A 24,137-nucleotide genomic window follows, 5' to 3' on the forward strand; every position below is an offset into this window, starting at 1 on the left:
TGCCTTACCCTTTGCTTGTGTATTGTTGGCTCTACAGGGCCTCGCAGCCTGCATCATAACCAGATAATACGAATACGCAAAATCCCCTATTTTCAATGACCCGCAGCCCCTCTGACAGGGATCAAGCTTTACAAATAAGGGTTTTTACTTATGATGGTATTTTACAGACATGTCATACGATGTGGTTCAACATAATAAGAGCACAGCATCCACACCGATGGAGGAACAACCGTGAATCGTGAATCGATGGAATTTGATGTAGTCATCGTCGGCGCAGGCCCCGCTGGCCTTTCAGCCGCTTGCCGCCTGATGCAGCAGGCCCAGGCTGCCGAGCAGGAACTGACCGTCTGTGTGGTAGAAAAAGGCTCCGAAGTCGGCGCACATATTTTGTCCGGCGCTGTAATGGAAACCCGCGCCCTGGACGAACTCTTCCCCGACTGGAAAGAGCAAGGTGCCCCCCTGAAGACACCGGTGACTGAAGACCAGGTATTCATGCTGAAGGATGCCAACAGCGCAGCCAAACTGCCCAACGCCTTCGTCCCCAAAACCATGCATAACGATGGCAACTATATTGTCAGCCTCGGCAATGTGACCCGCTGGCTGGGCGAACGCGCTGAAGAACTGGGCGTTGAAGTTTTCCCCGGTTTCGCCGCTGCCGAAGTACTGTACAACGAAGATGGCAGCGTTAAAGGCATTGCCACAGGTGACATGGGCGTGACCGCCGCTGGCGAGCAGGGCCCCAACTACATGCCCGGCATGGAGCTGCATGCCAAATACACCATTTTCTCCGAAGGCTGCCGTGGCCACCTGGGCAAACAGCTGATCGAAAAGTTTGCCCTCGACAAGGATTCCGACCCACAACACTACGGTATCGGCATCAAGGAACTCTGGGATATCGATCCGGCCAAGCACAAACCAGGCCTGGTCGTGCACGGTTCAGGCTGGCCGCTGAGTGATGGCGCCAGTGGCGGGTTCTTCCTTTACCATGCTGAAGATAACCAGGTAGTCGTCGGTCTGATCATCGACCTGAACTACTCCAATCCTTATCTCAGCCCGTTCGATGAGTTTCAGCGCATGAAACACCACCCCGAGATCAAACAGTATCTTGAAGGTGGCAAGCGCGTTTCCTACGGCGCTCGTGCGATCACCAAGGGCGGCTTCAACACCCTGCCCAAGATGACCATGCCCGGTGCGCTGCTGATCGGCTGTGATGCCGGCACCCTGAACTTCTCCAAGATCAAGGGCATCCACACCGCCATGAAGTCTGGCATGCTGGCGGCAGAAGCTATTACTGATTCACTGGTCGCCGGTGACGAGGGCGGCAAGGACCTGAGCGGCTTCACCGACGCCTATACCTCTTCCTGGTTGTATGATGAGCTCTATCGCGCCCGCAACTTCGGTCCGGCCATGCACAAGTTCGGCCCCTATCTTGGCGGTGCGTTCAACTACATCGACCAGAACTGGTTTGGTGGCAAGATACCGGTTACCTTGCATGACGAGCACAAAGACCACGAGCAGCTAAAACCGGCCAGCGAATGCCAGGAGATCCAGTATCCGAAACCGGATGGCGTGCTTTCTTTTGACAAGCTGTCCTCGGTTTTCCTCTCCAACACCAACCACGAAGAGGATCAGCCCTGCCACTTGCAGCTCAAGGACGCCAGCATCCCGATCAGCCAGAACCTGCCCAAATTCGCCGAACCGGCACAGCGCTACTGTCCGGCGGGTGTGTATGAGGTGGTTGAAGGCGATGATGGCCCACAGTTCCAAATCAATGGACAGAACTGCGTCCACTGCAAAACCTGTGACATCAAGGACCCGGCTCAGAACATTACCTGGGTGGTACCTGAGGGTGCAGGCGGACCTAACTACCCGAATATGTAGGTGCCCTGGAGTTCTTAAGCCGGTGTTCGCACCGGCTTTTTATTGCACATTCCTAATAATTAGCATCGTCCATTTCTGAGCTGTTCGGCCAGAAACGCCTGGCCCGCCGGTAACAGGGCAAAACCATCATGCCCCGCTCCCTCAACCTCTTGGCGGCAAACATTCACGCCTAAAGCTCCCAGCGCATCAGCCAACATCTGCAACAGCTGCGCCCGGCCCAAGCCCATCTCCAGCCCAGAACGCTCAGTACCACGATCCTCACTGCCAATTACCAACTGCACCGGCACCTGCCGCATGGCATGCAATGCCTCCTCACTCTGGGGTGGGAGACATACCTGGCCAGGCGCATGAGCTGACAGCCCTTTTATACGTTGAGGGTGAAGATAATAAAAACGGTGCGCAAACTGGGCACCACCGGAAAAACCGTACAACAAAAAATCACGCTCCGTATGAAATGCCTGCGCGACTTCATCCACCATTGCCAGTAACAGATGATCGTAGGCATAACCGCGTGGTGGCTGCAGCTTGTAACCATCTGAACTTTCAGCAGCCACTGCGCCGATCGGAAACAACGGTGCCAACACCACGCACCTTTCCCGTTCTGCAAACTCTACAAAGGCGTCGCGAAAGCTTTCAGCGGTACGTGCAGAGCCGTGTACTACTACCAATAGCGGCGCTGTCTGTTCAGGATAGTTCTGATGGCATTCAGGCACGTACAGGCAATAGGAAAAACGCGGATCCTGGCGACAGGCGGTAAAAGGAATCCGTCCTTTCTGATAGCGTTTTTGCAGGTCCCTCACTTTCACTTCCTATTCCACCCCTGTGCGCTGAATGGCTTTCATCGAACTCAATGCCTGGCTGTACGGCTTGCCATCAGCCTGCTCGCTGACCTGAGCATTCACGCTAAACACACGTGCCAGCATCTGGGAATCAATAACCTCTGCTGGTGAGCCATGCTCAACCAACTGTCCTTTTTCCATAACCAGTATTCGGTCAGCAAACTGTGCTGCCTGGTTAAGATCATGCAGTGACATTACAACTGTCAGTTGCTGTTCCTTGTTCAACCGGGCCAGCAACTCCAGCACTTCCAGCTGGTGCCCCCAATCAAGAAAGGTTGTGGGTTCATCCAGCAATAGAATGCTGGACTGCTGCGCAATTGCCATGGCAATCCAGACCCGCTGCTGCTGCCCACCTGAAAGTGCTTGCACCTGCTTATCTGCAAGGTTTGCCACGCCTGTCTGCTCCATCGCCCAGGCCACTACTTCCCGGTCTTCCGCACTGGCACCGCGCAGCAGACCTTGATAGGGGAAACGACCATATTCAACCAATTCACGGACGCAAACCCCTTCAGGCGCCAGCGGCTTCTGGGGGAGCATAGCCACCTCCAGTGCCAACTTATTCCGTGCCCAGGAGTGTAACGACTCGCCTCGCAAAGACACTCGGCCATCAATAGGCTTCAGGAGGCCTGCCAACCCCTTCAGCAAGGTGCTTTTGCCACACCCATTGGGGCCAATCAATGCTGTTATCCCATGCGGGCATATCTGGACACTGAGTTGTTCAACAATCGCGCGCCCGTCATATCCCAGACACACCTGTTCAGCTATCAGGCTCATTGTGTATTTTCCTGTGTCATCCAGGCTGTCGCCGCAATAAATATAGAAAAGCCGGTACACCTAATAGCGCACACAAAACACCGACGGGCAGCTCAAAAGGCTGCACCACTACACGACCGACCAAGTCTGCCAGGGATACCAACAGGCTTCCGATCACAGCCGCCACCATCAATTGACCTGGCAAGAACCCGGCGACCAAACGGCGCGCCATATGCGGCACCACCAAACCGACAAATCCGATGGGGCCAGCCACAGCAACTGCACTGGCCGCCAACAGCGTGGCCAACAGGAGTATTGCGGCACGCCAGCGCCCCAGATTAAGCCCCAGCCCCAGCACCTGCTCATCGTTGAGCCGTAACAAACTCAGCGGTTTCAGCACCAGAACCGCACCCAGCAATCCAGCCAGCGACCAGGGCATAATCACCTCCAGGTGCTGCCAGCTTCTTCCATGAAGACTACCCGCCAACCAGGATACGAGAGTCTCCGTATGCGCCTGCCCCCATAACGCCAATACGCCGGTTACCAGGGCGCTGAGAATCGCGGCGCAGATCACGCCGGTCAAAATCATGCGCAAGGGTGTCAGCCGACTGCCACCACTCAGGGTATAAACCAGCAGCGCTGCCAAAAAACCGCCCGCACAAGCACCTAAAGGCAGCCAGTTCAGCAATTGATCGCCCTGCCAATACAGTCCAGTAGCTGCAGGCAAAAAAGTACCTGCCACTACCATCAACTGTTTAGAGGTGAGATAAATATCCAGGGAATGTGAGAAAAATGTGGGACGGACAGGGATAGGATGCAACGGGGCGGGATGAGAAATTGAAAAGGAGTTTCAGAATACGGAAGGTCCGGGGACCGGATCAGAACAGCGTATGCTGATCCGGGTCGCCCTTGGCTCGGATGCGTTTGATGACTTTATATATGCCTCGAACGCTCATGTTGAATTTGCGGGCTAGCACGTGGTGATTGCGGCCATCAAACTCAGCATAGATCTCCTGGTCGCGCTTGCTGACACGATAGTGGTGATCCATCGGGATTGTAAAGTTCTGACCGCCCCAGTTCTGAGCCAGATGGTCTGCCAAGGCACACCCGACCTGGTCGGCGACCGCTTCATCAATACCAAGCTCCTGCATGACCGTCGCTGTCTGCGCGTGTACGTCCTCCAGGAGTTCATGGCGTCGGCCTTCCATTACTGATCCATCACGAGACATGTCACACCTCCTTCACATTCAGCAGAGTGAGCAGTTGTTGTAACGCTTTGCGGTTTCGCTTCCAGCCCTTGCGTGGTTTATAGTCACGTTCGATATCGGCCTCACTAATACCCAGTCGCTTCATTTCCCGTTCGACGCCTTGCCACAGAGCCCGCTTTTCTTGCTCTACGTGTAGCGCAGCGATGACCGCATCGAAGTGTTCACGGCGTTTGAGCCAGGCCACTCGCTCTATATTGAACTGTCGCTTGGCGATCGCATCGGCGTAGCTCCAGGGCAACTGCATATCAGCCAGCTGCGCTTCTATTTTCTGAAGCATGGGTGTTGAATCCAGGTTGTTCGGCTTGCCTGGATGAGTACCTACCTGCTGGCGTGGTTTGCGCTGAAACCCCAGTTTGCCGAGGTTGCTTAATACCAGGCCGCGCTCGCGAGCATTGAGATCCGCAGCACTGCGTTTGCCGGTCCAGCTCTCCAGCATGTCTCGGTAAGTGTCATCATCCATGGCGAGGTCGCGCTTGGCAGCATGTATCGCTGCCAAGTCACGTGTACGCGCAGCGTTCTTACTCATTGCGGCACCAACTGCTGGTCCAGTGTATTAATCGCACGGATAGTCCCTTCAAGCTCAGGCGCTGAGGAGTGGAAGATCAGGGACTTCCACAGCACGATGATTGCTTCTTTATTCAACCTCAGCTCTGCTCCTTCAGGGAGCCTTTCTGCTAGGTCTGTTAGAAGTTTTCCGGGGTTAATATCCTGTTTATCTGACGCTGGATGTGCAGGAGCCTTGGACGGCGCTTTGGCCGTTTGTTTCTTCTGTGGCGCGGGGTTCTGAACAGGTGCGCTTTTCAGCCTACTGGCGGTTGCTGTTCCGGCCACTTCAAGTGCCAAACCCTTCGCGTCTTTCAGCACGCACCACTGTCCGTTTGATTGAAACTTGACGAGTTCCTTCTCAGCCAGGTTTTTCAAAAGCTGTTTTAACTGAGCCTTAGATTCCAAACCATCCACGTGAATCATGATGGTTGAAATGCCTGCAGGGCCGTGATCGTTCAATGCCCAAATGACGCTGGTTTCAAGTGTTGAGAGCTGCATAATCACCACCCACATTTATATGTTGTTCTGAGCGCTCGAAAAGACCAGGCACTTTGTTCAGGCGTATTTCGATTTCGCAGCCCTGGACCCGAATCAAACAGCTTGGGTCATCGCCTTTATTAAGAAGCACACCAAAGTTTTCGATGTGATCGGCAACCCAGTCTTTGGCAGGTTGTTCCAAGTCATGAATCATGCCCCACCTCCGATTCTCATCTGCTCCTCAGCGTGGCCACTCATACCATGATGAAGGTTCGCTTTACGGCCTTGGACACGTCCTGCCAGGGCTGATGCCATATCCCGCTTATTGGTCTTACTTTCTCGGCCTTCGGTAGTGGTCAGGTTGGAGAACTCACGTTCTTTAAAGGTCTCGATCAGCTGACAGGTGCGTTCAGACATCGCCATTTTCTGAACTTTGGCATATACCGCATGCACCCAGTGCAGGGCGAACAGATCACCACGCCGGGTCTTAGTTGATGGCTTAAGGCGTTTGCCCAAGCTGCGTACATGGGCTGTGCGATCGGCGCTGACTTGGCGGTAGAGAACGGTATAGGCGTAACTGGCAATTTCCGGTTGGCTGCCGGGGCCGATAAATGACACATCGCAGCCCTTGAATTTGCCCATCAACACGGCTTCAACGCCAAACGCTTCTCCGACAATGGATACCAAGTGGCATACCCACTTGGATGGGGTTTGCGCTGGGCATCCGAATACTTCCGCACGCTGGATTTCACTCAGTTCCAAATCATCGCCAGTAATCCCATGTTCAGCCATCAGCTTCTGCGCTTGTCGCAAGGCTGTTGCTGCTTCATTCGCGTTGTTGGACTTCGCTAACGCCAGGCATTTCTTGATCTTATCCAGGATCTTCTTATCCATGACTCAACACCTCCCGTACGCTGTTGTGCTGTCGGAACCGGATGGCTGGCTCGCCGTTGGGTTTATGACCTTTATCGAACATGCCAAAGCCTTCGATCTGGACAGCCTTATCCTGGGCGACAGCGGTCACTACAATGTGGCCGAACGCCCGCAGGGCTTGGTAAGCTTGGTGCTCTGTCATCTGTACCTGGAAGGCCAGAGTTTTAGCCAAGTCCTCAAGGGTGATGACACCCGCATATTGACTGTTCTGAGTCATCACGCCTCCTACAACTTCGCCATATCCAGAGGGATCGCCTGCCACTGATCGGACTCGCCGACGCGTTTGTGGAGGCGGATATAGGTCTGGCTGCCGGTCACCTGGATGGAGTCGGCGATTGCCTGCATGGCTTTCTGCCACTCGTCATCCTGGATATCCAAGCGCCGCAGCCCCAGTACACGTGCAGTGGAGATGTTGCCTTCCTTATCTACCTGGAAAGCATGTTCAACCAGAGCTTTGATCTCCTCGGCCGAGCCCTGAGCCCAGCGGTGGATGCAGTTGTCGATCAGTGCCTTCGCAGCTTTCAGGCGCTCATCGAATGACAGCTGGTCCTGAATGGAGCGTGTCAGGCGATACTTGCCATCAAAGCTGGTCAGCTGGACGTTGCCTTTGCGGCCGCCGATCTGCACGTCGTATTTTTCAGCCGACAGCTCCACAAATGCCTGAACATCGCCCAGAGCACTGAGTTTGAAGTCACGCATCTTCTCCTGCAGCTGCTCGGCGCGAGCAACGAACTCAAGCACCAAATCATTGCGGGCCATATCGATATCTTTGATGGTGCTGACCGGTACCAGGTGCCCGGCCGCGTTCATCAGGTAACCTTCAGGGATGTGAGGCTGAACAGTAGTGTCGGTCATGCAATCATCTCCTCTTCATGGGGTTCGGGGCGGCCATGCAGCAGTGCCATCAGATCCCCTGTGTGTTGGTGGATAGTGCTGCGCAAGACAGCACGGGTGGTTTCACCGTTGTCATACAGCTCGGTATCGCCGTTCACGACCTCTTCACTGAAAACAACAGCATTCCCGGCGGCCGGGGTCGCCGAAGCGCCCAGGCTTCGGCTCATGAACATCACCTGGTTAGCCTCTCGCGTGGCCTTCAGGTCAACGATGTAATATCCCGGCAGGCTCATGAGCGTTCCTCCCAGCTAACCTGGCACTCAGCGACCAAGGCGACTTTTTCAGTAAAACGGAGACCGTTCTTAATGGAACGAGTGATCCACCCGGTACGAAGCTGCTCGCAGCCTTTCCCAGGCAGGATGCGGATGCGGGGTCTTTCACCAATTTTGTCGATGCTCAACACCGTGAGGTGGAGTGCCTGCAATGTATTGACGGCTAACTGTGTTTTGCTCAGCTGCTCTGTGATCAATTGGTTTTGCAGGTCTTTATTCTTGTGCGACATGTCACACCCCCTTGATGAGGTCAGCGGTCAGTTTTGGGATGCCGAGTTGAGCTGCTTCATTCAATGCAGCCGTTACGACGTTATGAACCGCCAGGGGGTACAGCGCAGAGAACCCCTGTCCGGTGAGTTTGGTGCGCAGTGCTTCGATAGCGTTGGCGTCCATGAGCTTGCTGAGGTCCGCGCCGGCAATCTGGAAGCGGTGTTGCAGATAGCCTTCCAGATGTGAATCCAAGGGGCGCAGCGTGACGACTTCACAGCGCTGCACGATCTCACGCACACGCGGGTTGCGTTCATCCAGACGGCGACCCAGCTCGGTCTGGCCAATCAGGATGATGGAGAGCAGTTTGTTGAAGCCGTCTTCCAGCTCATAGAAGCGTTTCAGGTGTTTGAGGGTGGCGATTGGCATGCCGTGGGCCTCCTCAATGATCAGCACATGGCGGTTGCCGGCACGGAAACTTTCCAGCAAAGCCTCATGACACTGGCGGAAACGAGCTTCAGAACTGGCTTTGATCTTTTCGCCTGGGGCTACCGAGCGCATGATGGATTCAGCGATATGGCCTGATTTCAGCGTCTTGCCGCGCTCGTCCGATTCCTCCATACCCAGCACGTAGGGCTCGATCAGGATGACCGGGTCATGCTCATTGGCTGCCCAGGTAGCCAGATCCTTACGCAAGGTCGATTTACCAGCACCTGACTCCCCAACAATCGCCATGAACGTGCCGAACTTGGCACCCGAGCGCATGGACTCACGCACATAGCGAATATCGTGTGTCAGATACACCTCTTCAGCAGCACGCACCTCCGCGAACGGGTCGCGGAACAGCCGGAAGGTGCGTTTGGTCTCTGGTTTGAGGGTCTGTTTGCGTAGTAGCATCAGGTTCTCCAAGTTATGGTCTTGCTCAGCGTTTGGGTTATGGCTTGGGGCCGTCCTCTGGGTTGGAGCCAGAGGGCGGGCTTCAAATTCGAACAATCCTTTCTCCTGATATGGCTGCAGGCCATTGGCGCGCAGGATGTCGATAATCTCGGCCTGGAAATCTTCAACGGTGCGTGACTTCGGCCACTTGTTGTAACGAACCAGCTGCGTAATCGTTGCCGGGGACAGATGTACCTGGCGGGCAAGATCGGATTTCGTGAAATCCAACGACGTCAGTACCCGATCAAGACGCATAGACATTACTCACCTCCAACCGCTTTCAGCGTCGTGGGTTTCATGCGGCGCATAGCGGCTTCAATGCTGGGCAGGTCATCTTCGGTGACACCCTCGGGATAACGCTGAACCAGCCAGTTGTAGTGTTCACCCGTCCATTCATCCCCAAACTTCGGACGCAGGCGGCGGGCGATATCGATATGGTTCAAGCGAATGGCCTGAACAGTGGGTGCCTGCACATCAAGCTCAGTACCGCGCTTGGGCAGGTAATCCGGTAGCTGGGTATCGGTGATGGGTTTCATCGGGTCCAGCTCACCGGCAAATGGAGTTGCACCACGTTTGCGCTTCTCGGCAGCATCCGTGTCGGTGTCAGCGCCCATAGAAAGGCGTTCCACCTCTTTGCGGTTTGTATCCAGGGCCGTATCAGCGTGGCTGCGGAATGTTTCGCCAATCACAGGCGCATCCACCGGGAAGCCGTACTCATTCATTTCCTGAGCCTGAACCAGTTGCATGACTTCACGGCCGTCTTCGTCCTTGTAAAGCACACCTGCCACATCGTCATGCCAGGGGTTACGAGTGACTTCCAACTGCATGCCAACCTGAACGCCAGGAATATTGGCCACGGAGTAGGTGCGGCTGCGGAAGCTGACTTCCAGCTGTACTGTTACTTTGCGCACTTCCGGCTTGCTCATTGCCACCGCGCGGATTACCTGGGCTTCAGGTGCAATGATCAACTGATCGGCTCGGATCGTCTGCCAAACCGCATAACGGGTTTTGCCGGTGCGGCTGTGTGTTTTAGTGCCGTTGAACCAGGTCATCCAGTGCTCAACAGCGGCATTCAGCTCGTCCAGACTGGTGGGCGGCTGTGCCAGAAACTTCAGTCGATGTTCAAAGGAGCGTTCGACAATATCGTTTGCTTTTTCCACCTGGCCTTTTGCCCAAGGTTGACCCGGCACATTCACCTGAAGGTGAATGCCCAGCGCTCGACACGCGTTGCGAAACACCGCACCGGTGTTGGCGCTGCCAGGGTCGACCATCACCACTTGAGGGATACCGTGGAAGGGATCGCCATCACGCTTAATGGCGGCGTGAATAAAAGCGGTCAGCAGGTTGATACCGCTCTCAGCCCCCAGCACGTAATGCACGAAGATCACGCCACTGGTGTGGTCGGTAATCACGTAACGCCAGACACGCTCCTTTTCGATGCGACGGATGTTGCCCGGTTTGTTTTTGTAGAACTTCGCCTCATCCATCACCTGGAGCGCTTCACCGGCCTTGGTGGGCAGGTAATAGAGCACGCACAGTGACGGGTCGATCTGCCACACGTGGTTCGGATGCTTGCTGGCCAATACCTGCTTGGGTGTCGGGCGGCGTAGCTGCTCCGGGTGCAGGTTGTACTGGTAAAGCGCGCGATTAATAGCCGACAGCGATAGTGGGCAAAACTCACCGGTCTCGTCATCAATCCGCCCAGCCTCGATTTCACCGTTAGAGCGCAGAACATCCACGGCATCCTCCAGGGATGACAGCCGCTTATTATTCTTGCGGCGGCTGTCCATCATGTAGGCCGATATCTTCTTTGCATCATTACGGGACAGCGCACTCTGCCCGGCGTCTTTACGGCGTTTACGATTGCTTGGGCGGATCTCCGACAGTTGGCGCAGCAGTGTATGGATGCTCACGCCTAGTTGTTCGGCAGCAGAAGCGTAAATCTCTTTCTTGCCGCCATGACCGGCCTGATCGGCACGTTGTGCCACGTCGAGCAGGAACTGCCCCTGTGCCAAGGTATTCATTGAACTGTCCTCTCCGCATCAACGACCTGACCGTCCCATTGCTCGCCATCCAGATCCGGGTCGGTAGATGGCTGCCAGGAGACCATGCCCAATTGCTCACGCAGGTACTCGGTTGCCTCGCTCAGCTGATCCAGCTGACCGCGCAACCAATGACCGATATCGATTCCGTGTTCTGTTGCATGACTGACAACCTGTTCCAGGGGCTGAGCAAGCTGCCGAATGGACGTTTCGGCATCAAACAGCAGACTGTTCGCTTCTTCCCGAAGGTGCTGGCTTTCTTCATCAGGGGGTAGGCGTTCCAGGCGCTTGCGGCTGACCTGCTTTTCCAGCTCATCAATCTTGCTGGACTTGTCTGCGAGTACCTGGTCGACAGCTGCTTTATCAGCCTGGGCGTCGTCGCGCTCTTTGGTGAGTTGTTCTTTATCTTGAGCGAGCTGTTGCTTCTCTCTGGCGTGTTTGCTCACTAAGCTGTCGACCAGCTCCGCGATTTGGTCCTTGTCATCGCACTCGCGGGCCTGCTGAATCAGCGCAATATCGTCATCTGGAAGCTTGCGCAAGGTCCGCATCTTTCCAGGACCAATGCCGACCTGACGCATCGATTCAAACAGCTCTTCGCCGAATGCATTGAGGTTCTGCAGATCGAGGTCGATGGATTCGACGGAACGCCCTTCAACTACCCGGCAGTAGTCGGCCCAAGTCGTAATATTGCGAGTTTCCCCATCAATGCTGACCTGTAACCCTTTGTATTCCTTAGATTCCTTTATTTTTTGAAGATCAACCAGATTCGTAACGTTACTGATTTTCTCAAACATGGTGAGAATCTGCCGGCGACCAATACGCTGGTTTACAACCGCGTTCTTGTGCTGCTGTTCCTCGCTGAAAGCGCTCTGCAATGCCGCATTTTTGTTCTGCAGCTCATGCACTGCCTGCACGGACTGAGAATCAAGCTCCAGCTCGTGGTTCTCTTCTTGTGTTCCAATTGAGCTATCGCGATCCATATCAGTGCACCTCCACGCCGGGTTCGGTCAGTTCCATATAGCGGTCCAGAAGTCCGTCTATGCGCATTGTTTTCAATGACTGAGTGGTCGTTTTCCCTTCACGGATCAATGATTCAAAACGATCAGCAATTTGAATCAGCAGTGCACTCAGCAAAGGGTTTTTAAACTCAGGGTTATGTTCGGCCAAAAACGGAATGTCATGGTTTTTGGCCATTTCACGCACCGGGTTGCCTTGCATCACCAGCGTCATCATGTGCTGGTTAAAGGCTGCCTCGGCCATGCCTAGAATCTGCATGGCTTGGTCTTGAGGTGATTCGCTCTTTGTTTTCATTGCCCCGTCCTTATCGACTGCCAGCCGCAATGCGCTGGGTAAGTTCATTTATCCGATCAGCGCCATTGCTCAGCTCGTTGGCCGTCCGTTGCGCTATCTGAAGCAGCGCCACGCTGGGGGCAAATCGGCCGTTATCCAGTTTCACCGCAAATCCCTCGGCGATCAGGGTGGCCATAATGCGGGTGACGCCACTGGCTGGGACATTAAGCGCCTGAGCCAGCTCGGTATTGCTGACGCCATCCAGGGTGTGGCCTGACAGCGCTTTGATGGCTCTTAAGTGCTTGACGCCGGTATTACTGACGTAGGTCTCTGACATCGTTAAAACTCCAGTTGTGGTTGCGCGTGTTGCTGCACGTTGCCCCTGTGCCAGGCCAGTGCTTCCATGGCGTTCTGAATACCGGCCAGCGTGTCTTCAGCGCCGGTCTTGCCTGCATGAAACTTAATCAGCAGCCCCGTAACGGCGTTCAACTGCTCCTGCAATTCCTGAATATCTTCGGCTTCTGCCTGGCGCCCGGATGGAATATCAACCAGCAGCTTGCCGGTATGGGCCGCTACCCAGCGAGTGACCAGGTTGATACCGCAAGCCCTCTCGAACGGGATGATCTGTGTGGCCGGGATGCGTCCTGTCTGGATCCATTTGTAAAGAACCCAGTGATCTTCCAGCCCCATCTCGGTTGCAATGCGTTCGACGCTCAGGTTATGGCGCTCTCGCGCAAATTCCTTACACCCCTCAAGGGCGCGACGGATGTTGCTGGGCTGATAGTGTTTCCAACGCCGGGAAGTCATTGGAACTCCTCTTTTTGCTGCGACTGTTGCCGCTTCCAAACAAATTTTGTTTTTGCTATAGGTAAATCAATTTCAAAAGCGCTAGGCTCTTCGGTACATTGATCAACCGAGGACATGGCTATGACGACTGATGAGCGTTTACTGAAACTAGAAGGCCAGGTGCAGGCGTTAGCCCAAGCGTGGCTTCATCTTGCGTCGGCCTCTGAGACTGGCGGCGGCCATGGCCTAAATGGATTGAGCAACGCGCTGAGCAAGCAACGATGGCCCGATACGGCTTTCGAGCCTTATGCGCAGGCGATGTTGTCGGGGTTGGTCGAGCAGCTTGAGCTGGCACAACGTCACCGATCACTGGAGCATTAACGGGGAAACCGAAGGTGTTGAAGAAAGTGGTCATAGCGGCGCACCTCAAGCAACGGCATATTCTTGATGAGCGTGGTTTTTTAACCCGCGAGCAACCGCATCCAGCGATAGCTTCATGCCCAGCTTGACTGCAATGTCGTGGGATGCACCGCGAGAGCCCTTAAACTGACCATTGATGACCATGTAAACCTTGCGGCGGTCGTAGTCATTGGCTTCGGCCCAAGTAGAAATCGGCACACCGGCAGCCTCGAATAGGGCTTTGACTTCGGCCCCGGTGTAAGGAGTTGTTTTAGGCAGCGGATACGGAATATTCATAGGGCGCTCCTGCGTCTTAGAAGTGTGTGAATCAGTTGTAGCGTGTGTGTGACTTAAATATAGGAGTACTGAGTACTCCTAGTCAAGGGTATTTTTATGTCTGGAGTACTTTCGGCTCAGCTGAAGGAGTTAATGACGGCTGTTGGGTGCAAGCAGAAAGGCTTGGCTGAAGTCATGGGCGTGAGTGTGGATCGCGTAAAAAACCTGACTCGCGGCAGAGCTTTGAATCTTACGCGGGAAGAAAATGAAGCATTGATCCGCAAGCTCAATGTTCGTGCGGAATGGCTCGCAACAGGGGAAGGTGAAATGTTCCGCTCTGATGGTGAGAAGGAGTTAGAACGTCGGCTGGGTGCTGTGGCGAATGCAACTGAAAAGGCCCAAATAACAGGCTTGGATACAGAGGCCCAGACTCGTGTGCAGATGCTACTTACTGGGCTGGAGATCGGTAATGCCGACTTGGTGATGGAGGCTTTGAACGTTCTGTCGGTTGATGAGCAGCAATTGATCGACTGCTACCGACAAAGCGCTCCTGAAGGCAAAAAAGCCCTACGTTCAACTGCCAGCGTGTTTGCCAAGAGCGGTGGCAGAGTGTCAAACAAAGGCAGCATCATTGATAGCGGGGGCGATACGTCTTTTAGCGTTTCCGGTAATGGCAATACTGTAGCGGGGCGCAATTTCATCAAGAAGTAAGGATGGATATGACATGGAATTGGACGTTGATGGAATCAACAACCGGGTGGCCGGAAGGGACTTTTACCAAATACATAATGCACATGGCCGGCTGCTTACCAAAGATGAACGCAAGGAGCTTAATGACCGAGTTCAAGCGTTGTTCCTGCAATATGAGGAGCCGCCGTGGGAGACCTGGCGCACGATCCACCGGGTAATCGGTGTCGAAGGTGCAGCTGAGCTTCGCCTGGATCACCGTGATCAAGTTGGGTTCATCCTTGATCTGTTGGAAGAACGTGGTGATCTAAAGTCTCGGTTGAATGTTACTGCCGAGCCTGAATCACATTTGCGGAGCGAATCTGAAACACCAGAACACACAGTTTCAAGGGGGGGAGTCATCTCTTGGATGATGGAATTCCCCGAATATTCGGGGCTTCTGTTCATAGCGGGTATCACCTTTGGGGTTGTCCTGGGCATGGTCTAAGGAGGGAAAATGATTCGTGTAATTTTGTTATTGGGCTTTATGGCTTTTGCGCTCTACGTCCTGTTTGGTGGCAAAGGTGAAAGTGGCAGCAATACGGTAATGGGTGGTGAGTTCCGTTCTTTGCGTAGCTGCTTGACTAATATTGAAACCAGCTCCGGTCTTGGCTTGGATGTAATCATAGATAAACCTGACAATGTGACGGGGCGTCTGGAAGGCACCAAGAGAAACTTTGCCTGCACGAAAAAGGAGACTGGCACCAAGGGTGTCTACTGGGATGGCTGGTACGAGCCGTGAAGTGACTGTTAACAACTGGACACTTTAGGATGCAGATTTTTAAAGCTTTTGCTGGCCGAATGCTCTGCTTTATCGTAGGCCACCGCTGGAAGTTCCAGGCAAAAAACGAATGCGGAAAGGTGTTCAAGTGCGAGCGCTGTGGGGTTGTGTACGGCACGAATGTTGGTCGCATTAGATGAGACTGAAAAACGTGCTTTGGGATAGCAGATAGCTTTAAGGAGAAAAGGATGCCTGTAAATGTTAAGCGTGTGTGGTGTGATTTTTTTCAATGTCAGATCATTAACAGTCGTGCTGACCTGCCTGCACGCACTATGGAGCAAGTGTTTGAGCAGCTACTGACCCAGCACCGTTCCCCTGATCAAAACACCGTTCGCGAACTTGGAGGGAAAGCTTATGAGCTTCGGGATATAGAAACCACTAGCACGGGTTACCGTGGTGTAATAGCCAAATATAAGAAAGCCGATCTGCCCCATGCGGCGATTCCCGGAGGAGAGGAGCGTGAGCTTGACTTGGCGGAGGATGAGCAGCTTCTTGATAAGACGTTTTTCTCATATTACTCGGACTACGCCCTCATTATCCTCCAGCGAAACCGCTTTGCTATCAATCCAATGAGGTTTGGCCGTTATCTCTCGCAAGGTGGATATAATGTCAGCCTCAACCCGATCATTGAGGCTGCTGATCTACGCCGGCTTATGGCTGATGATGTAAATATCCGTGTGGCTGAAATTTCAATTGCTCGCCCAACCAATCCAGCTTTGTTTGAAGGTTTGGAACACAACTTCAATAACTCAATCATGCAAAGCCTTGGTGTATCCAATGCAGCTAAAATAAATTTAACCATGCGGGGAGATGGACATTCCGACAGTCCAGAACAGCGCTATCTAGACTCTGGGCTTAAGCGTGCATTCTTAGAAATGAAAGACAGGTTTGACGTATCAAAGGCTCAGCTTGAGCTGGAAGATGCTGGAGGAGTCGTTCACCCTCTTGATCTAGTAACAGACCGGCTGGTATACGATGAAGTGATAGAGTTTGATGGGCGTTATCCTTCTGCCAGTCGAATGCAAGAGGTCATAGACAACGCCCGGAACGTGAAAGAGCCTGAGATACTCAGTTACTTTGGCGCCCTTGATGAGACACGTATAGGCTGAATTGTAATGAAACAAATTGTCATCGTTGTTGGTGTTGCTTTCGCCAGCGGCATAGCTTATCTGAGCTGGCAAGTTGTCCCAGGGTTTGGGCGAGATGTAATTCAGCCTATTGCATCAACCATGGCGAGCGTTGCGGGGGTATTATTCGGTTTTGTTTTGGCCTCTCTTACTATTCTGGCTTCAGCAAGCGGGAACAAGCTGGTCGAGAATACAAAGAAAACGAAATATTTTGAAAAACTTGTACACAGGCTGCACGTTAGCATGGGGCTATTGATTCTTGTGTGCTTGAATTTCTTGGCTGTTTTGTTTGTGCCTGAATCGGTGATGGCTCCTTTCATGACTGAAACCAAGTTGCTTTCGCTGGTCTTGGTGAGTGGTGTGTTCTTTTTTTCTATGGCTCTATTCGTTTTTTTAGCTGTCTGGCACGAGTTTTCCCAATTCACCAAAAATATGTAAATTACTGGCTACAAGCCAAAGCAATTTGACGGCCTGAACTGATTTTGCCCCCGTTCAAATTACTCCCCCGTAGATAGGCGTCATTCTCTGACTGTACCCACAACAGTCAGAGGACGCCGACATGCTGCAGAACTTCCTTTCTAAACTCCCCATTCCACGCCTGGTTGTCTGGCTGATTGTCAGTGTGGCACTGCTGGCAGGCATCGCCCTGGTCAGCCCTCAGCAGCTGCCCGTGGTGCTGTATAAGATTGCGCTGGTCACTATCGCAGCGGTGCTGGCGTACTGGCTGGATCGCACGCTGTTTCCCTATGCCCGACCTCATGAGCTCTTTGATCAAGCGACTCGTCGCCAGGAAGGCTATACCCAGCATGACTGTGAACGAGGCTCGACGATCCGTTGGTCAGCTAACATCGCTACCCTTCGTCGCGCTCTAATCGTCCTCGCCTGTGTGCTGGGCCTGACGCTGGGGCTGTGACCATGAAGGACTTCATCAATCACATCTTTGGCACCCGCGTGCCCACGCCCATTGTGTGGGTGGTCATCATCCTGACTCTGCTGGTGAGCTGCTGGGCGTCAGCATCCAGCATTCCCGTTGCAGCCAAACAGTACCAGCGCACGCTTATACGCAGTGCCCATGCCTATTGGGGACTGAATGCGCCGATCGCCACATTTGCGGCTCAGGTTCACCAGGAGTCCCGTTGGATGCCGAAAGCGGTGTCTCGGGTGGGTGCTCAGGGCATGGCGCAGTTCATGCCGGCCACGTCGTCCTGGATCGCCGAGATCTACCCCGATGCACTGGGCAGTAACCAGCCGCTGAATCCCGGATGGGCGCTGCGTGCATTGGTGATCTATGACCGTTGGATTCTGACGCGGGTAACCGCTGCAGATAACTGCAATGCCGTTGCCATGATGCTGTCTGGCTATAACGGCGGACTGGGCTGGGTACACCGTGATCAACGCCTGGCGTCGGCTTCTGGGGCCGATTCTGCCACGTGGTTTGACAGTGTTGAGCAGTACACCAGCCGTGCGGATTGGGCGCGCCGGGAGAACCGCCGGTATGTGCGCTTGATTCTGCTGCGCTGGGAGCCGCTGTATGAAGCCGCAGGCTGGGGAGCTGGATCATGCTAATGCCCAGCGCAACCAGTATCTCCCTGGCCTTGGCAGCTCTTATCACCGGTGCAGCCGGTGGCTATTGGATGGGGCTGGATCACGGCGCACTGCAAGTCCGTGCAAGCACCGACAGCCAATCTGTAGCCGTACTCTCCGAACTCATCGAATCGCAGAAGACGCTGACCGATGAGGCCAACAAGGCCAGTCAGCAGATCAATACCCTGGTTGCCGAACGTCAGCGCCACGATTACTCAACCACACGAACACTCAAGGAGGTGCTGAATGAAACGGCTGCTCTGCGTGTTGATTGCCGCTTTGATGACCGCGTCATGCGCGAACTCACCGAAGCCCGTAACCGCGCCGCCCGAGCCGTTACCAGCGGCCTTGATGGTGCCTTGCCCGACACCGGTAACGCCGGTGGACAACAGTGACAGTGCAGCCGTCGTTGCACTGAAGGAATTGTACGACCAGTACGGCACCTGCGGCGGTCGTCTGTTCGAGCTGATACGCCGCATACAGGGAGAAAGGGATGATTGAGCTGCGAGAAGTCATTGGCCTGATTGCCATCGTATTGACGATTATCGCGGGGTACTGGGCGCTGGCGAAGTATGTAGGGAAGCTGTTTACACAGCAGCTGGATAGCAAGTTCGAGGCCTTGAGCCAACGATTGGAAAAGATTGAGGAAAGCGAGCAGCGCAATCATCAAGCCGTTACCAAGGTAGAGCGGGATCTGATGGAGCTGCGTGCCCAACTGCCCGAGAAGTACGTGCGCAATGAGGATTACATCAGTGGGCAGAGCCGCCTGGAAGCAAAACTGGATAGCCTGGCCACCAGGCTGCAAACCGCACCCGTGCATGGGCTGGTAGGAGGTCAACATGCAGCAGATTGATATGGAACGTGTCCGCCGTGAGTCCATGCGTTGGCTGATCTTGCTGACGTTGAACAACGCCCGCCCGATCGGAGCATACGAGAACCTGGTGTTGTCGGTTGTTCGTAGTGAGTACCCGGATGCCACCCCGTTGGAATTGCGTAAAGAGATCGATTACCTGGGTGATCGCAAGATGGTTGAGATCGACAAGAAACCGGACGGCCGCTGGCATTGTGACCTGACCAGCCTGGGTACCGATATCGCCGAATACACGGTCGAGTGCCGCGCGGGTATTGCACGGCCTGAGAAGTATTGGTGAGTGCCATGAGTGAGCAGGATGATTCCCTACCGTTGATTGCGCGCCCTGGTCGCTCCTCTGTGGCCCGCTTACCGGATGATGTGAAGCGCCATCTGGAGAAGCGCCTGGTTGAAGACCGCATGACGCTGGATGAGCTGATTGCGGACCTGAAGAACCGATTCCCGGAGCATGCCGAAGAGCTGCCCAGCCGCAGCGCCGTCCACCGGTACGGCCAGAAGCTGGATAAACGCCTGGCAGCAATCCGGGCCAGTACCGAAGCGGCCAAGATTATTCGTGCCCATGCCGGAGATCGTGAAGATGCCCGCTCAGAAGCCCTGACAGCGATGATTCAGTCTGAGCTGTTCGAGTCGATTATGTCGCTGCAGGAAGCGGATGACGAAGACGTCGATATCGCTCAGCGGATAGGCTTGCTGTCGGATGCGGCCAAGAATATCGCCACCCTGACGCGCTCCAGCGTAACTCTGAAAAAGTACCAGGAAGATATTGCTGAAGCCGCACGCCAGGAACTGCTGCGAGAGCAGAAAGAAAAACTGGCAGCCATGCCGAGCAAAGGCGGTGTCACCGAAGACACCAAACAAGCTATTCGCGAAGCGCTGGGGATTAGCTGATGGCTACGCCGTTCAAGGGTAATGCGAAGATGCTACCTGCCGATCCTGAGGCTATCTTCCTGCCATACCAGTCCAAATGGATCACTGACTCCAGCCGCTTAAAGCTGATGGAAAAAGGCCGTCAGATCGGTCTGTCCTGGTCCACTGCGTATGCCGCTGATGAACGCACTGCCGCTCAAGGTGCGCGCTTCGATCAGTGGGTCAGCAGCCGTGATGATCTACAGGCACGTCTGTTCATCGAAGATTGCAAGATGTGGGCAAAGATTATGGACATGGCGGCCAATGACTTAGGTGAGGTTGTGGTTGACCAGGAGAAGCGGATCTCCGCCTATGTGCTGGAATTTGCTAGCGGTCGCCGTATTCACAGCATGTCGAGTAACCCGGATGCTCAGGCCGGTAAGCGCGGCAGCCGTGCCCTGGATGAATTTGCCCTGCACCCGGACCCGCGCAAGCTCTGGTCAATCGCCTATCCGGGTATTACCTGGGGCGGCATTCTGGAAGTCATTTCCACACACCGAGGTTCGCACAACTTCTTCAACCAGCTGATTCGCGAGATTACAGAAAACGGCAACCCCAAGGGCATAAGCCATCACCGGGTTACGCTGCAGGATGCACTAGATCAAGGCTTCCTGTTCAAGCTGCAGCAGATGCTGCCTCAAGATGATGAACGCCAGGAAATGGATGAGGCTGCGTACTTTGATTTCGTGCGCTCCGGCTGTGCTGATGAAGAGTCCTTCCAGCAGGAGTACATGTGCAATCCGGCTGATGATGATGTTGCCTTCCTGGAATATGACTTGATTGCGGCGTCTGAATATCCCGGAGGTACCGACTGGCAGCAGTTCGAAGGTGGCCGCTTGTTTATCGGCGTCGATATCGGCCGCAAGAAAGACCTGACCGTTCTCTGGGTAATCGAAAGGTTGGGCGATGTGCTCTACACCCGCCACGTTGAGTGCCTGCAGAACATGCGTAAATCAGAGCAAGAAGCCGTGCTCTGGCCCTGGTTCGCGAAAGCCGATCGCATTTGTATTGATGCCACCGGTTTGGGCATTGGCTGGGCTGATGATGCCCAAGATCAGTTTGGTACTTACCGAGTTGAGGCCGTGACCTTCACCGCCGGTGTCAAGGAGCAGCTGGCCTATCCGATTCGTTCCAGCATGGAAGACAGGCGTGTGCGTATCCCTCATGACCCTAAGATCCGCGCAGACCTGCGCCAAGTCACCAAACAAGTCACCGCTGCTGGCAATGTGCGCTTCACCGCTGAACGGACCCCTGACGGCCACTCAGACCGCTTCTGGGCGTTGGGACTGGCCATTCATGCGGCCAGTGGCCCAGTTACCAATATTGAATTCACCCCAGCCCCACCGTCCGGTCGCTGGTCATCCATTAATGACTGGGACGAAGACGATGATTACACAGTACAAGGAGGCCGAGCATGGTAAAGGTTCCTGGGTTTGTACGCCGTCTGTTCGGCGATAGTCAGCAAGCATTGAAAGAGCAGCAAACCGGCGATGCCCGTGTGGCCCAGCTGAAACGCGAGTTCGCCGAACACCCCAGCCGGGGCCTGACGCCCGCACGCCTGCATGAAATTCTGGAAGCCGCCGAGCAAGGCGACCTGAAGGCGCAGAGCGAGCTGTTTGAGGATATGGAAGAGCGCGATACCCAGATCGGTGCCGACATTGCCAAGCGCCGCCAGCTGGCCGCTGAGCTGGAGTGGCAGATCGTACCCCCGGATAACGCCAGTCGTCAGGAAAAGAGAGCTGCCGACCAGGCCGCCGAAGCCTTTGCGGGCCTTGAAGTTGAAGATCTGATCATCGACTTGGGTGCCGGCATTGGCCACGGCTGGGTTAACTTGGAACAGTCTTGGTCACTGGATGGCAGTCTGCGCTTTGTGGAACAGCCAGAGTTGCGTCCACATAGCTGGTTCCGTTTGCACCCGGATGATCAAAACCTGATTACGCTTCGCGATAACAGCGCCCAGGGCGCTGACCTTTGGCCGTTAGGATGGGTGCAGCACCGTCACCGTGCCAAACCGGGCTATGTTGCCCGCAGCGGCCTGCACCGTCAGTTGGCCTGGCCGTATCTGTTCAAGCACTTCTCAGTCTCTGACCTGGCGGAACTGCTGGAAATCTATGGCCTGCCGGCGAGGGTCGGCAAATACCCCAGTAACGCTAAACCGTCCGAGAAAGCTACCCTGTTACGAGCTGTCACCAGTTTGGGGCACAACGCGGCAGGCATCATTCCCGAGGGCATGAGCATCGAGTTCATGACGGCGGCCGGGGCCGCTGGCGGTGCCGATATGTTCAAGCTGATGCTGGACTGGTGCGAACGCTCTATCGCCAAATCGATCCTGGGCGGTACGCTCACCAGCGGTACCGGTGAAGGCACTAACACTAACGCACTGGGCAATGTGCATGAGCGTGGCCAAGCCAGCTTAATCCGGGCCGATGCGCGCCAGTACGCCGGTACTATCAAGCGCTGCATGCTCTGGCCTATGGCCGCCATGAATTTCGGCATTGACGATATCCGCCGGGCGCCTCAGTTCTATCTGGAAACCGAAGAGGCCAAAGATTACGCCGCGCTATCTCAGTCGCTGCCGACCTTTGTCGATATGGGCATGCGGATACCCGCCTGGTGGGTTCATGAGAAAACCGGTATTCCCGAAGCCACCGAAAAAGATGAAGTGCTCCAGCCAGCAGCCACCCAGCCTATGCCAGTTGAACCTATGGCTTTGAGTGCCGCCCGCCAGGCCTCCATCGCGGCCCTGCGATCGGGCACATCACCAAGTGCGCAGCCACCCGCACAGATGCAGGAACAAGCGCGTGCAGCAGCCGAACCCGCGCAGAATGAATGGATCAATCAAATCCGCACATTGGCCAGCGAAGTGGACAGCCTGGAAGAGCTGCGTGATCGGTTGCTGAAGGTATACCCCAACATGTCCCTTGATCGGTATGCCGAGGCCTTGTCTGAGGCCGGTGTGGCAGCCCACCTGGCCGGTATGAATGAGATCAAAGAGGAACAAGCCTGATGCCCAGTGTGTCCTACGGATCGGTACCGTTCCCGCAGCAGATCGATTTCATTCGGCAGAAGCTGAATATACCGACGCGCCACTGGACCGATATCTACACCCAGGAACATGACTGGGCGTTCATGGTTGCCGGCGCTAACCGCAATGCGATTGTGTCGGACTTCCGGGAGTCCATCGAACGCATGATCGAAAATGGCCGCACCCTGGAAGACTTCCGCAAGGATTTTGACAACATCGTTTCAAAACACGGCTGGGATTATAACGGGGGCCGCAACTGGCGCAGCCGGGTGATCTATGAAACCAACCTGTTCAGCAGTTACAACGCGGGCAGGTTTGAGCAGCTATGGAACGACCGCGACACACTGCCGTACTGGCAGTACCACCACAATGACGCCGTGACCCACCCGCGTGAACATCACCTGGCCTGGGATAACCTGGTACTCAAAGCAGACGACCCTTGGTGGAAGGCCCACTTTCCACCGGGTGGCTGGGGCTGCCAATGCTATGTTACGGGCCTCTCTGAATACGACCTGCAGCAACAACAGCTGAAGCTGGGCAAGGCTCCGGCCGAGAACTGGCAGACCGTTGAGATAGGCCAGCGCAGCCCTAGCGGCCCCCGCACTGTGCAGGTACCCGAGGGGATCGATCCCGGCTTCGAGTACACGCCCGGTAGTGCGCGCCTTCAGAGTGCTATCCCGCCTGAGCGCCCTGAGCCACCGATATCCGGCTCGGCTGGTGGCCAGGGCCTGCCCAATACCCGCCCAAATGCACCACTGCCTGAGCCACGCCCGGCCAGCCCAGACCAGCTGCTGGCTGAGGGGCTTACGCAAGAGGAATATGCACGCACCTTCCTGCAGCCCTTTGGCGCTGATTTGGATAAGCCTGCAATCTTCCGCGATGTGATTGATGAACGCCTGGTCATGGGGAAAGAGCTTTTCATGGATCGCCGCTCAGGCACCTTGAAAGCCGACAAGCGTGGCCGTGGTCGCTACTTGCCGTTACTGGCTCAAGCCGTGATTGACCCGGATGAGATATGGGTACGCCTGGAATGGCATCACAGTCAGAAGAAAGCCATGATTCGCCGCCGTTACCTTGCTCAGTTCAGTCTGCCTGATCAGGTCTTGCCCGCATTGGCGGTATTCGAGATTGCAGCCGATGGGTGGAGTGGAATCACCGTTTTCCAGCCTGATGCGCATGACATCGAAGATATGCGTGTCGGTGTAAGGCTATACAGCAGAAGTGAGGAGTGACCGCAGGCCGGCACCTGCGGCCCCGCGATGTTTGGCGGCCCAATTGCCGGGGGCGTATCCATCGCGGTTACCCCGATTATAGGAGA

Annotated in this window: 35 protein-coding genes; 16 read left to right on the forward strand and 19 right to left on the reverse strand. The window is 54.9% G+C overall.

Annotated elements, in window-relative coordinates; genetic code table 11:
• Nucleotides 1-246 precede the first annotated feature (246 nt).
• On the forward strand, nt 247-1,881 hold the full coding sequence (locus tag BW956_RS09590) for an electron transfer flavoprotein-ubiquinone oxidoreductase (RefSeq protein ID WP_217695121.1): 1,635 nt from the start codon (nt 247-249) through the stop codon (nt 1,879-1,881).
• A 59-nt stretch (nt 1,882-1,940) separates the two neighbouring features.
• Here the strand turns inward: BW956_RS09590 and BW956_RS09595 are convergent, their stop codons facing one another.
• From BW956_RS09595 to BW956_RS09680, 18 genes are all read right to left on the reverse strand, one after another.
• Nucleotides 1,941-2,681 carry an alpha/beta hydrolase family protein gene (locus BW956_RS09595; protein WP_175611989.1) on the reverse strand — a complete coding sequence of 247 codons (741 nt, stop codon included), beginning with the start codon at nt 2,679-2,681 and terminating at the stop codon, nt 1,941-1,943.
• Nucleotides 2,682-2,690: 9 nt separating this feature from the next.
• Entirely contained in the window at nt 2,691-3,494 is an 804-nt protein-coding gene (locus BW956_RS09600; protein WP_076462547.1) for an ABC transporter ATP-binding protein, read from the reverse strand.
• Nucleotides 3,495-3,510: 16 nt separating this feature from the next.
• Nucleotides 3,511-4,200, reverse strand: a complete 690-nt coding sequence (locus BW956_RS09605) for a FecCD family ABC transporter permease (protein WP_244894344.1) — start codon at nt 4,198-4,200, stop codon at nt 3,511-3,513.
• A gap of 151 nt (nt 4,201-4,351) precedes the next feature.
• Complete coding sequence (locus BW956_RS09610; RefSeq protein ID WP_217695115.1) at nt 4,352-4,702, reverse strand: Mor transcription activator family protein; 351 nt, start codon at nt 4,700-4,702, stop codon at nt 4,352-4,354.
• Between the two features lies 1 nt (nt 4,703).
• Complete coding sequence (locus BW956_RS09615) at nt 4,704-5,267, reverse strand: gp16 family protein (RefSeq protein WP_076462548.1); 564 nt, start codon at nt 5,265-5,267, stop codon at nt 4,704-4,706.
• Nucleotides 5,264-5,785 (reverse strand): hypothetical protein, encoded by a 522-nt coding sequence (locus BW956_RS09620; RefSeq protein ID WP_076462549.1) that lies wholly within the window; start codon nt 5,783-5,785, stop codon nt 5,264-5,266. The genes BW956_RS09615 and BW956_RS09620 overlap by 4 nt, the downstream gene beginning before the upstream one ends.
• Nucleotides 5,766-5,978, reverse strand: coding sequence for a hypothetical protein (locus BW956_RS09625; protein ID WP_076462550.1), 213 nt, complete (start codon nt 5,976-5,978; stop codon nt 5,766-5,768). Before BW956_RS09625 ends, BW956_RS09620 begins: the two co-directional genes overlap by 20 nt.
• Nucleotides 5,975-6,658, reverse strand: coding sequence for a DUF2786 domain-containing protein (locus BW956_RS09630; RefSeq protein WP_076462551.1), 684 nt, complete (start codon nt 6,656-6,658; stop codon nt 5,975-5,977). Before BW956_RS09630 ends, BW956_RS09625 begins: the two co-directional genes overlap by 4 nt.
• Nucleotides 6,651-6,914, reverse strand: a complete 264-nt coding sequence (locus BW956_RS22900) for an HU family DNA-binding protein (RefSeq protein WP_076462552.1) — start codon at nt 6,912-6,914, stop codon at nt 6,651-6,653. Before BW956_RS22900 ends, BW956_RS09630 begins: the two co-directional genes overlap by 8 nt.
• Before the next feature lie 8 nt (nt 6,915-6,922).
• On the reverse strand, nt 6,923-7,552 hold the full coding sequence (locus BW956_RS09640) for a DUF3164 family protein (protein WP_076462553.1): 630 nt from the start codon (nt 7,550-7,552) through the stop codon (nt 6,923-6,925).
• Nucleotides 7,549-7,824 (reverse strand): hypothetical protein, encoded by a 276-nt coding sequence (locus BW956_RS09645; RefSeq protein ID WP_076462554.1) that lies wholly within the window; start codon nt 7,822-7,824, stop codon nt 7,549-7,551. Before BW956_RS09645 ends, BW956_RS09640 begins: the two co-directional genes overlap by 4 nt.
• Nucleotides 7,821-8,093 carry a hypothetical protein gene (locus BW956_RS09650; protein WP_076462555.1) on the reverse strand — a complete coding sequence of 91 codons (273 nt, stop codon included), beginning with the start codon at nt 8,091-8,093 and terminating at the stop codon, nt 7,821-7,823. Before BW956_RS09650 ends, BW956_RS09645 begins: the two co-directional genes overlap by 4 nt.
• Before the next feature lies 1 nt (nt 8,094).
• The gene (locus BW956_RS09655) at nt 8,095-9,267 is read right to left on the reverse strand and encodes an ExeA family protein (protein ID WP_217695116.1); all 1,173 of its coding nucleotides are present in this window, start codon (nt 9,265-9,267) and stop codon (nt 8,095-8,097) included.
• Nucleotides 9,267-11,030 (reverse strand): DDE-type integrase/transposase/recombinase, encoded by a 1,764-nt coding sequence (locus tag BW956_RS09660; RefSeq protein ID WP_076462556.1) that lies wholly within the window; start codon nt 11,028-11,030, stop codon nt 9,267-9,269. The genes BW956_RS09655 and BW956_RS09660 overlap by 1 nt, the downstream gene beginning before the upstream one ends.
• Nucleotides 11,027-12,028, reverse strand: a complete 1,002-nt coding sequence (locus BW956_RS09665) for a coiled-coil domain-containing protein (RefSeq protein ID WP_076462557.1) — start codon at nt 12,026-12,028, stop codon at nt 11,027-11,029. The genes BW956_RS09660 and BW956_RS09665 overlap by 4 nt, the downstream gene beginning before the upstream one ends.
• A gap of 1 nt (nt 12,029) precedes the next feature.
• On the reverse strand, nt 12,030-12,407 hold the full coding sequence (locus BW956_RS09670) for a hypothetical protein (RefSeq protein WP_175611990.1): 378 nt from the start codon (nt 12,405-12,407) through the stop codon (nt 12,030-12,032).
• On the reverse strand, nt 12,370-12,675 hold the full coding sequence (locus BW956_RS09675; protein ID WP_076462559.1) for a helix-turn-helix domain-containing protein: 306 nt from the start codon (nt 12,673-12,675) through the stop codon (nt 12,370-12,372). The genes BW956_RS09670 and BW956_RS09675 overlap by 38 nt, the downstream gene beginning before the upstream one ends.
• 2 nt (nt 12,676-12,677) lie before the next feature.
• Nucleotides 12,678-13,145, reverse strand: coding sequence for a hypothetical protein (locus BW956_RS09680; protein WP_076462560.1), 468 nt, complete (start codon nt 13,143-13,145; stop codon nt 12,678-12,680).
• Between the two features lie 120 nt (nt 13,146-13,265).
• On the opposite strand from BW956_RS09680, the gene BW956_RS09685 reads away from it, so the two are divergent.
• Complete coding sequence (locus BW956_RS09685) at nt 13,266-13,505, forward strand: hypothetical protein (protein ID WP_076462561.1); 240 nt, start codon at nt 13,266-13,268, stop codon at nt 13,503-13,505.
• Between the two features lie 45 nt (nt 13,506-13,550).
• On the opposite strand, the gene BW956_RS09690 is transcribed toward BW956_RS09685, so the two are convergent.
• Entirely contained in the window at nt 13,551-13,820 is a 270-nt protein-coding gene (locus BW956_RS09690; protein WP_076462562.1) for a DNA-binding protein, read from the reverse strand.
• A 96-nt stretch (nt 13,821-13,916) separates the two neighbouring features.
• Between BW956_RS09690 and BW956_RS09695 the strand changes: the two genes are divergently transcribed.
• The 14 genes from BW956_RS09695 (at nt 13,917) to BW956_RS09760 (ending at nt 24,051) form a co-directional block, all read left to right on the forward strand.
• On the forward strand, nt 13,917-14,510 hold the full coding sequence (locus tag BW956_RS09695; RefSeq protein ID WP_139327156.1) for a helix-turn-helix domain-containing protein: 594 nt from the start codon (nt 13,917-13,919) through the stop codon (nt 14,508-14,510).
• A 13-nt stretch (nt 14,511-14,523) separates the two neighbouring features.
• A complete protein-coding gene (locus BW956_RS09700; protein ID WP_076462564.1) occupies nt 14,524-14,973 on the forward strand; it encodes a hypothetical protein in 450 nt (149 codons plus the stop codon).
• A gap of 9 nt (nt 14,974-14,982) precedes the next feature.
• A complete protein-coding gene (locus tag BW956_RS09705; RefSeq protein ID WP_083703004.1) occupies nt 14,983-15,267 on the forward strand; it encodes a hypothetical protein in 285 nt (94 codons plus the stop codon).
• A 227-nt stretch (nt 15,268-15,494) separates the two neighbouring features.
• Nucleotides 15,495-16,415 carry a DUF6731 family protein gene (locus BW956_RS09710; protein WP_076462565.1) on the forward strand — a complete coding sequence of 307 codons (921 nt, stop codon included), beginning with the start codon at nt 15,495-15,497 and terminating at the stop codon, nt 16,413-16,415.
• Between the two features lie 6 nt (nt 16,416-16,421).
• Nucleotides 16,422-16,871: a hypothetical protein gene (locus BW956_RS09715; protein WP_076462566.1), complete on the forward strand. Its 450-nt coding sequence runs from the start codon at nt 16,422-16,424 to the stop codon at nt 16,869-16,871.
• 121 nt (nt 16,872-16,992) lie between these two features.
• The gene (locus BW956_RS09720; protein ID WP_076462567.1) at nt 16,993-17,346 is read left to right on the forward strand and encodes a putative holin; all 354 of its coding nucleotides are present in this window, start codon (nt 16,993-16,995) and stop codon (nt 17,344-17,346) included.
• 2 nt (nt 17,347-17,348) lie between these two features.
• Nucleotides 17,349-17,999, forward strand: coding sequence for a transglycosylase SLT domain-containing protein (locus BW956_RS09725; protein ID WP_076462568.1), 651 nt, complete (start codon nt 17,349-17,351; stop codon nt 17,997-17,999).
• Complete coding sequence (locus tag BW956_RS09730) at nt 17,993-18,412, forward strand: hypothetical protein (RefSeq protein ID WP_139327157.1); 420 nt, start codon at nt 17,993-17,995, stop codon at nt 18,410-18,412. The genes BW956_RS09725 and BW956_RS09730 overlap by 7 nt, the downstream gene beginning before the upstream one ends.
• 98 nt (nt 18,413-18,510) lie before the next feature.
• Entirely contained in the window at nt 18,511-18,870 is a 360-nt protein-coding gene (locus tag BW956_RS09735; RefSeq protein ID WP_076462570.1) for a hypothetical protein, read from the forward strand.
• On the forward strand, nt 18,857-19,168 hold the full coding sequence (locus BW956_RS09740; RefSeq protein WP_076462571.1) for a hypothetical protein: 312 nt from the start codon (nt 18,857-18,859) through the stop codon (nt 19,166-19,168). The genes BW956_RS09735 and BW956_RS09740 overlap by 14 nt, the downstream gene beginning before the upstream one ends.
• 5 nt (nt 19,169-19,173) lie before the next feature.
• Nucleotides 19,174-19,776 carry a phage protein Gp27 family protein gene (locus BW956_RS09745; RefSeq protein ID WP_139327158.1) on the forward strand — a complete coding sequence of 201 codons (603 nt, stop codon included), beginning with the start codon at nt 19,174-19,176 and terminating at the stop codon, nt 19,774-19,776.
• Nucleotides 19,776-21,215, forward strand: coding sequence for a phage terminase large subunit family protein (locus BW956_RS09750; protein ID WP_076462572.1), 1,440 nt, complete (start codon nt 19,776-19,778; stop codon nt 21,213-21,215). Before BW956_RS09745 ends, BW956_RS09750 begins: the two co-directional genes overlap by 1 nt.
• Nucleotides 21,209-22,801 carry a DUF935 domain-containing protein gene (locus tag BW956_RS09755; protein WP_076462573.1) on the forward strand — a complete coding sequence of 531 codons (1,593 nt, stop codon included), beginning with the start codon at nt 21,209-21,211 and terminating at the stop codon, nt 22,799-22,801. The genes BW956_RS09750 and BW956_RS09755 overlap by 7 nt, the downstream gene beginning before the upstream one ends.
• Nucleotides 22,801-24,051, forward strand: a complete 1,251-nt coding sequence (locus BW956_RS09760) for a PBECR2 nuclease fold domain-containing protein (RefSeq protein WP_076462574.1) — start codon at nt 22,801-22,803, stop codon at nt 24,049-24,051. Before BW956_RS09755 ends, BW956_RS09760 begins: the two co-directional genes overlap by 1 nt.
• Nucleotides 24,052-24,137 lie beyond the last annotated feature (86 nt).

The organism is Marinobacterium stanieri, from assembly GCF_900155945.1.
In the GTDB taxonomy this organism is placed as follows: Bacteria; Pseudomonadota; Gammaproteobacteria; order Pseudomonadales; family Balneatricaceae; genus Marinobacterium; species Marinobacterium stanieri.

Excerpts from the sequence above, each read along its gene's own strand:
- BW956_RS09725 (WP_076462568.1), top strand. The coding sequence starts at position 17,349 with ATGAAGGACTTCATCAATCACATCTTTGGCACCCGCGTGCCCACGCCC.
- BW956_RS09685 (WP_076462561.1), top strand. The coding sequence starts at position 13,266 with ATGACGACTGATGAGCGTTTACTGAAACTAGAAGGCCAGGTGCAGGCG.
- BW956_RS09745 (WP_139327158.1), top strand. The coding sequence starts at position 19,174 with ATGAGTGAGCAGGATGATTCCCTACCGTTGATTGCGCGCCCTGGTCGC.
- BW956_RS09700 (WP_076462564.1), top strand. The coding sequence starts at position 14,524 with ATGGAATTGGACGTTGATGGAATCAACAACCGGGTGGCCGGAAGGGAC.
- BW956_RS09670 (WP_175611990.1), bottom strand. The coding sequence starts at position 12,407 with ATGAACTTACCCAGCGCATTGCGGCTGGCAGTCGATAAGGACGGGGCA.
- BW956_RS09710 (WP_076462565.1), top strand. The coding sequence starts at position 15,495 with ATGCCTGTAAATGTTAAGCGTGTGTGGTGTGATTTTTTTCAATGTCAG.
- BW956_RS09735 (WP_076462570.1), top strand. The coding sequence starts at position 18,511 with ATGATTGAGCTGCGAGAAGTCATTGGCCTGATTGCCATCGTATTGACG.
- BW956_RS22900 (WP_076462552.1), bottom strand. The coding sequence starts at position 6,914 with ATGACTCAGAACAGTCAATATGCGGGTGTCATCACCCTTGAGGACTTG.
- BW956_RS09630 (WP_076462551.1), bottom strand. The coding sequence starts at position 6,658 with ATGGATAAGAAGATCCTGGATAAGATCAAGAAATGCCTGGCGTTAGCG.
- BW956_RS09720 (WP_076462567.1), top strand. The coding sequence starts at position 16,993 with ATGCTGCAGAACTTCCTTTCTAAACTCCCCATTCCACGCCTGGTTGTC.
- BW956_RS09730 (WP_139327157.1), top strand. The coding sequence starts at position 17,993 with ATGCTAATGCCCAGCGCAACCAGTATCTCCCTGGCCTTGGCAGCTCTT.
- BW956_RS09600 (WP_076462547.1), bottom strand. The coding sequence starts at position 3,494 with ATGAGCCTGATAGCTGAACAGGTGTGTCTGGGATATGACGGGCGCGCG.
- BW956_RS09590 (WP_217695121.1), top strand. The coding sequence starts at position 247 with ATGGAATTTGATGTAGTCATCGTCGGCGCAGGCCCCGCTGGCCTTTCA.
- BW956_RS09755 (WP_076462573.1), top strand. The coding sequence starts at position 21,209 with ATGGTAAAGGTTCCTGGGTTTGTACGCCGTCTGTTCGGCGATAGTCAG.
- BW956_RS09715 (WP_076462566.1), top strand. The coding sequence starts at position 16,422 with ATGAAACAAATTGTCATCGTTGTTGGTGTTGCTTTCGCCAGCGGCATA.
- BW956_RS09750 (WP_076462572.1), top strand. The coding sequence starts at position 19,776 with ATGGCTACGCCGTTCAAGGGTAATGCGAAGATGCTACCTGCCGATCCT.
- BW956_RS09660 (WP_076462556.1), bottom strand. The coding sequence starts at position 11,030 with ATGAATACCTTGGCACAGGGGCAGTTCCTGCTCGACGTGGCACAACGT.
- BW956_RS09625 (WP_076462550.1), bottom strand. The coding sequence starts at position 5,978 with ATGATTCATGACTTGGAACAACCTGCCAAAGACTGGGTTGCCGATCAC.
- BW956_RS09620 (WP_076462549.1), bottom strand. The coding sequence starts at position 5,785 with ATGCAGCTCTCAACACTTGAAACCAGCGTCATTTGGGCATTGAACGAT.
- BW956_RS09680 (WP_076462560.1), bottom strand. The coding sequence starts at position 13,145 with ATGACTTCCCGGCGTTGGAAACACTATCAGCCCAGCAACATCCGTCGC.
- BW956_RS09760 (WP_076462574.1), top strand. The coding sequence starts at position 22,801 with ATGCCCAGTGTGTCCTACGGATCGGTACCGTTCCCGCAGCAGATCGAT.
- BW956_RS09610 (WP_217695115.1), bottom strand. The coding sequence starts at position 4,702 with ATGTCTCGTGATGGATCAGTAATGGAAGGCCGACGCCATGAACTCCTG.
- BW956_RS09675 (WP_076462559.1), bottom strand. The coding sequence starts at position 12,675 with ATGTCAGAGACCTACGTCAGTAATACCGGCGTCAAGCACTTAAGAGCC.
- BW956_RS09655 (WP_217695116.1), bottom strand. The coding sequence starts at position 9,267 with ATGTCTATGCGTCTTGATCGGGTACTGACGTCGTTGGATTTCACGAAA.
- BW956_RS09645 (WP_076462554.1), bottom strand. The coding sequence starts at position 7,824 with ATGAGCCTGCCGGGATATTACATCGTTGACCTGAAGGCCACGCGAGAG.
- BW956_RS09690 (WP_076462562.1), bottom strand. The coding sequence starts at position 13,820 with ATGAATATTCCGTATCCGCTGCCTAAAACAACTCCTTACACCGGGGCC.
- BW956_RS09650 (WP_076462555.1), bottom strand. The coding sequence starts at position 8,093 with ATGTCGCACAAGAATAAAGACCTGCAAAACCAATTGATCACAGAGCAG.
- BW956_RS09695 (WP_139327156.1), top strand. The coding sequence starts at position 13,917 with ATGTCTGGAGTACTTTCGGCTCAGCTGAAGGAGTTAATGACGGCTGTT.
- BW956_RS09665 (WP_076462557.1), bottom strand. The coding sequence starts at position 12,028 with ATGGATCGCGATAGCTCAATTGGAACACAAGAAGAGAACCACGAGCTG.
- BW956_RS09705 (WP_083703004.1), top strand. The coding sequence starts at position 14,983 with ATGATTCGTGTAATTTTGTTATTGGGCTTTATGGCTTTTGCGCTCTAC.
- BW956_RS09740 (WP_076462571.1), top strand. The coding sequence starts at position 18,857 with ATGCAGCAGATTGATATGGAACGTGTCCGCCGTGAGTCCATGCGTTGG.
- BW956_RS09615 (WP_076462548.1), bottom strand. The coding sequence starts at position 5,267 with ATGAGTAAGAACGCTGCGCGTACACGTGACTTGGCAGCGATACATGCT.
- BW956_RS09640 (WP_076462553.1), bottom strand. The coding sequence starts at position 7,552 with ATGACCGACACTACTGTTCAGCCTCACATCCCTGAAGGTTACCTGATG.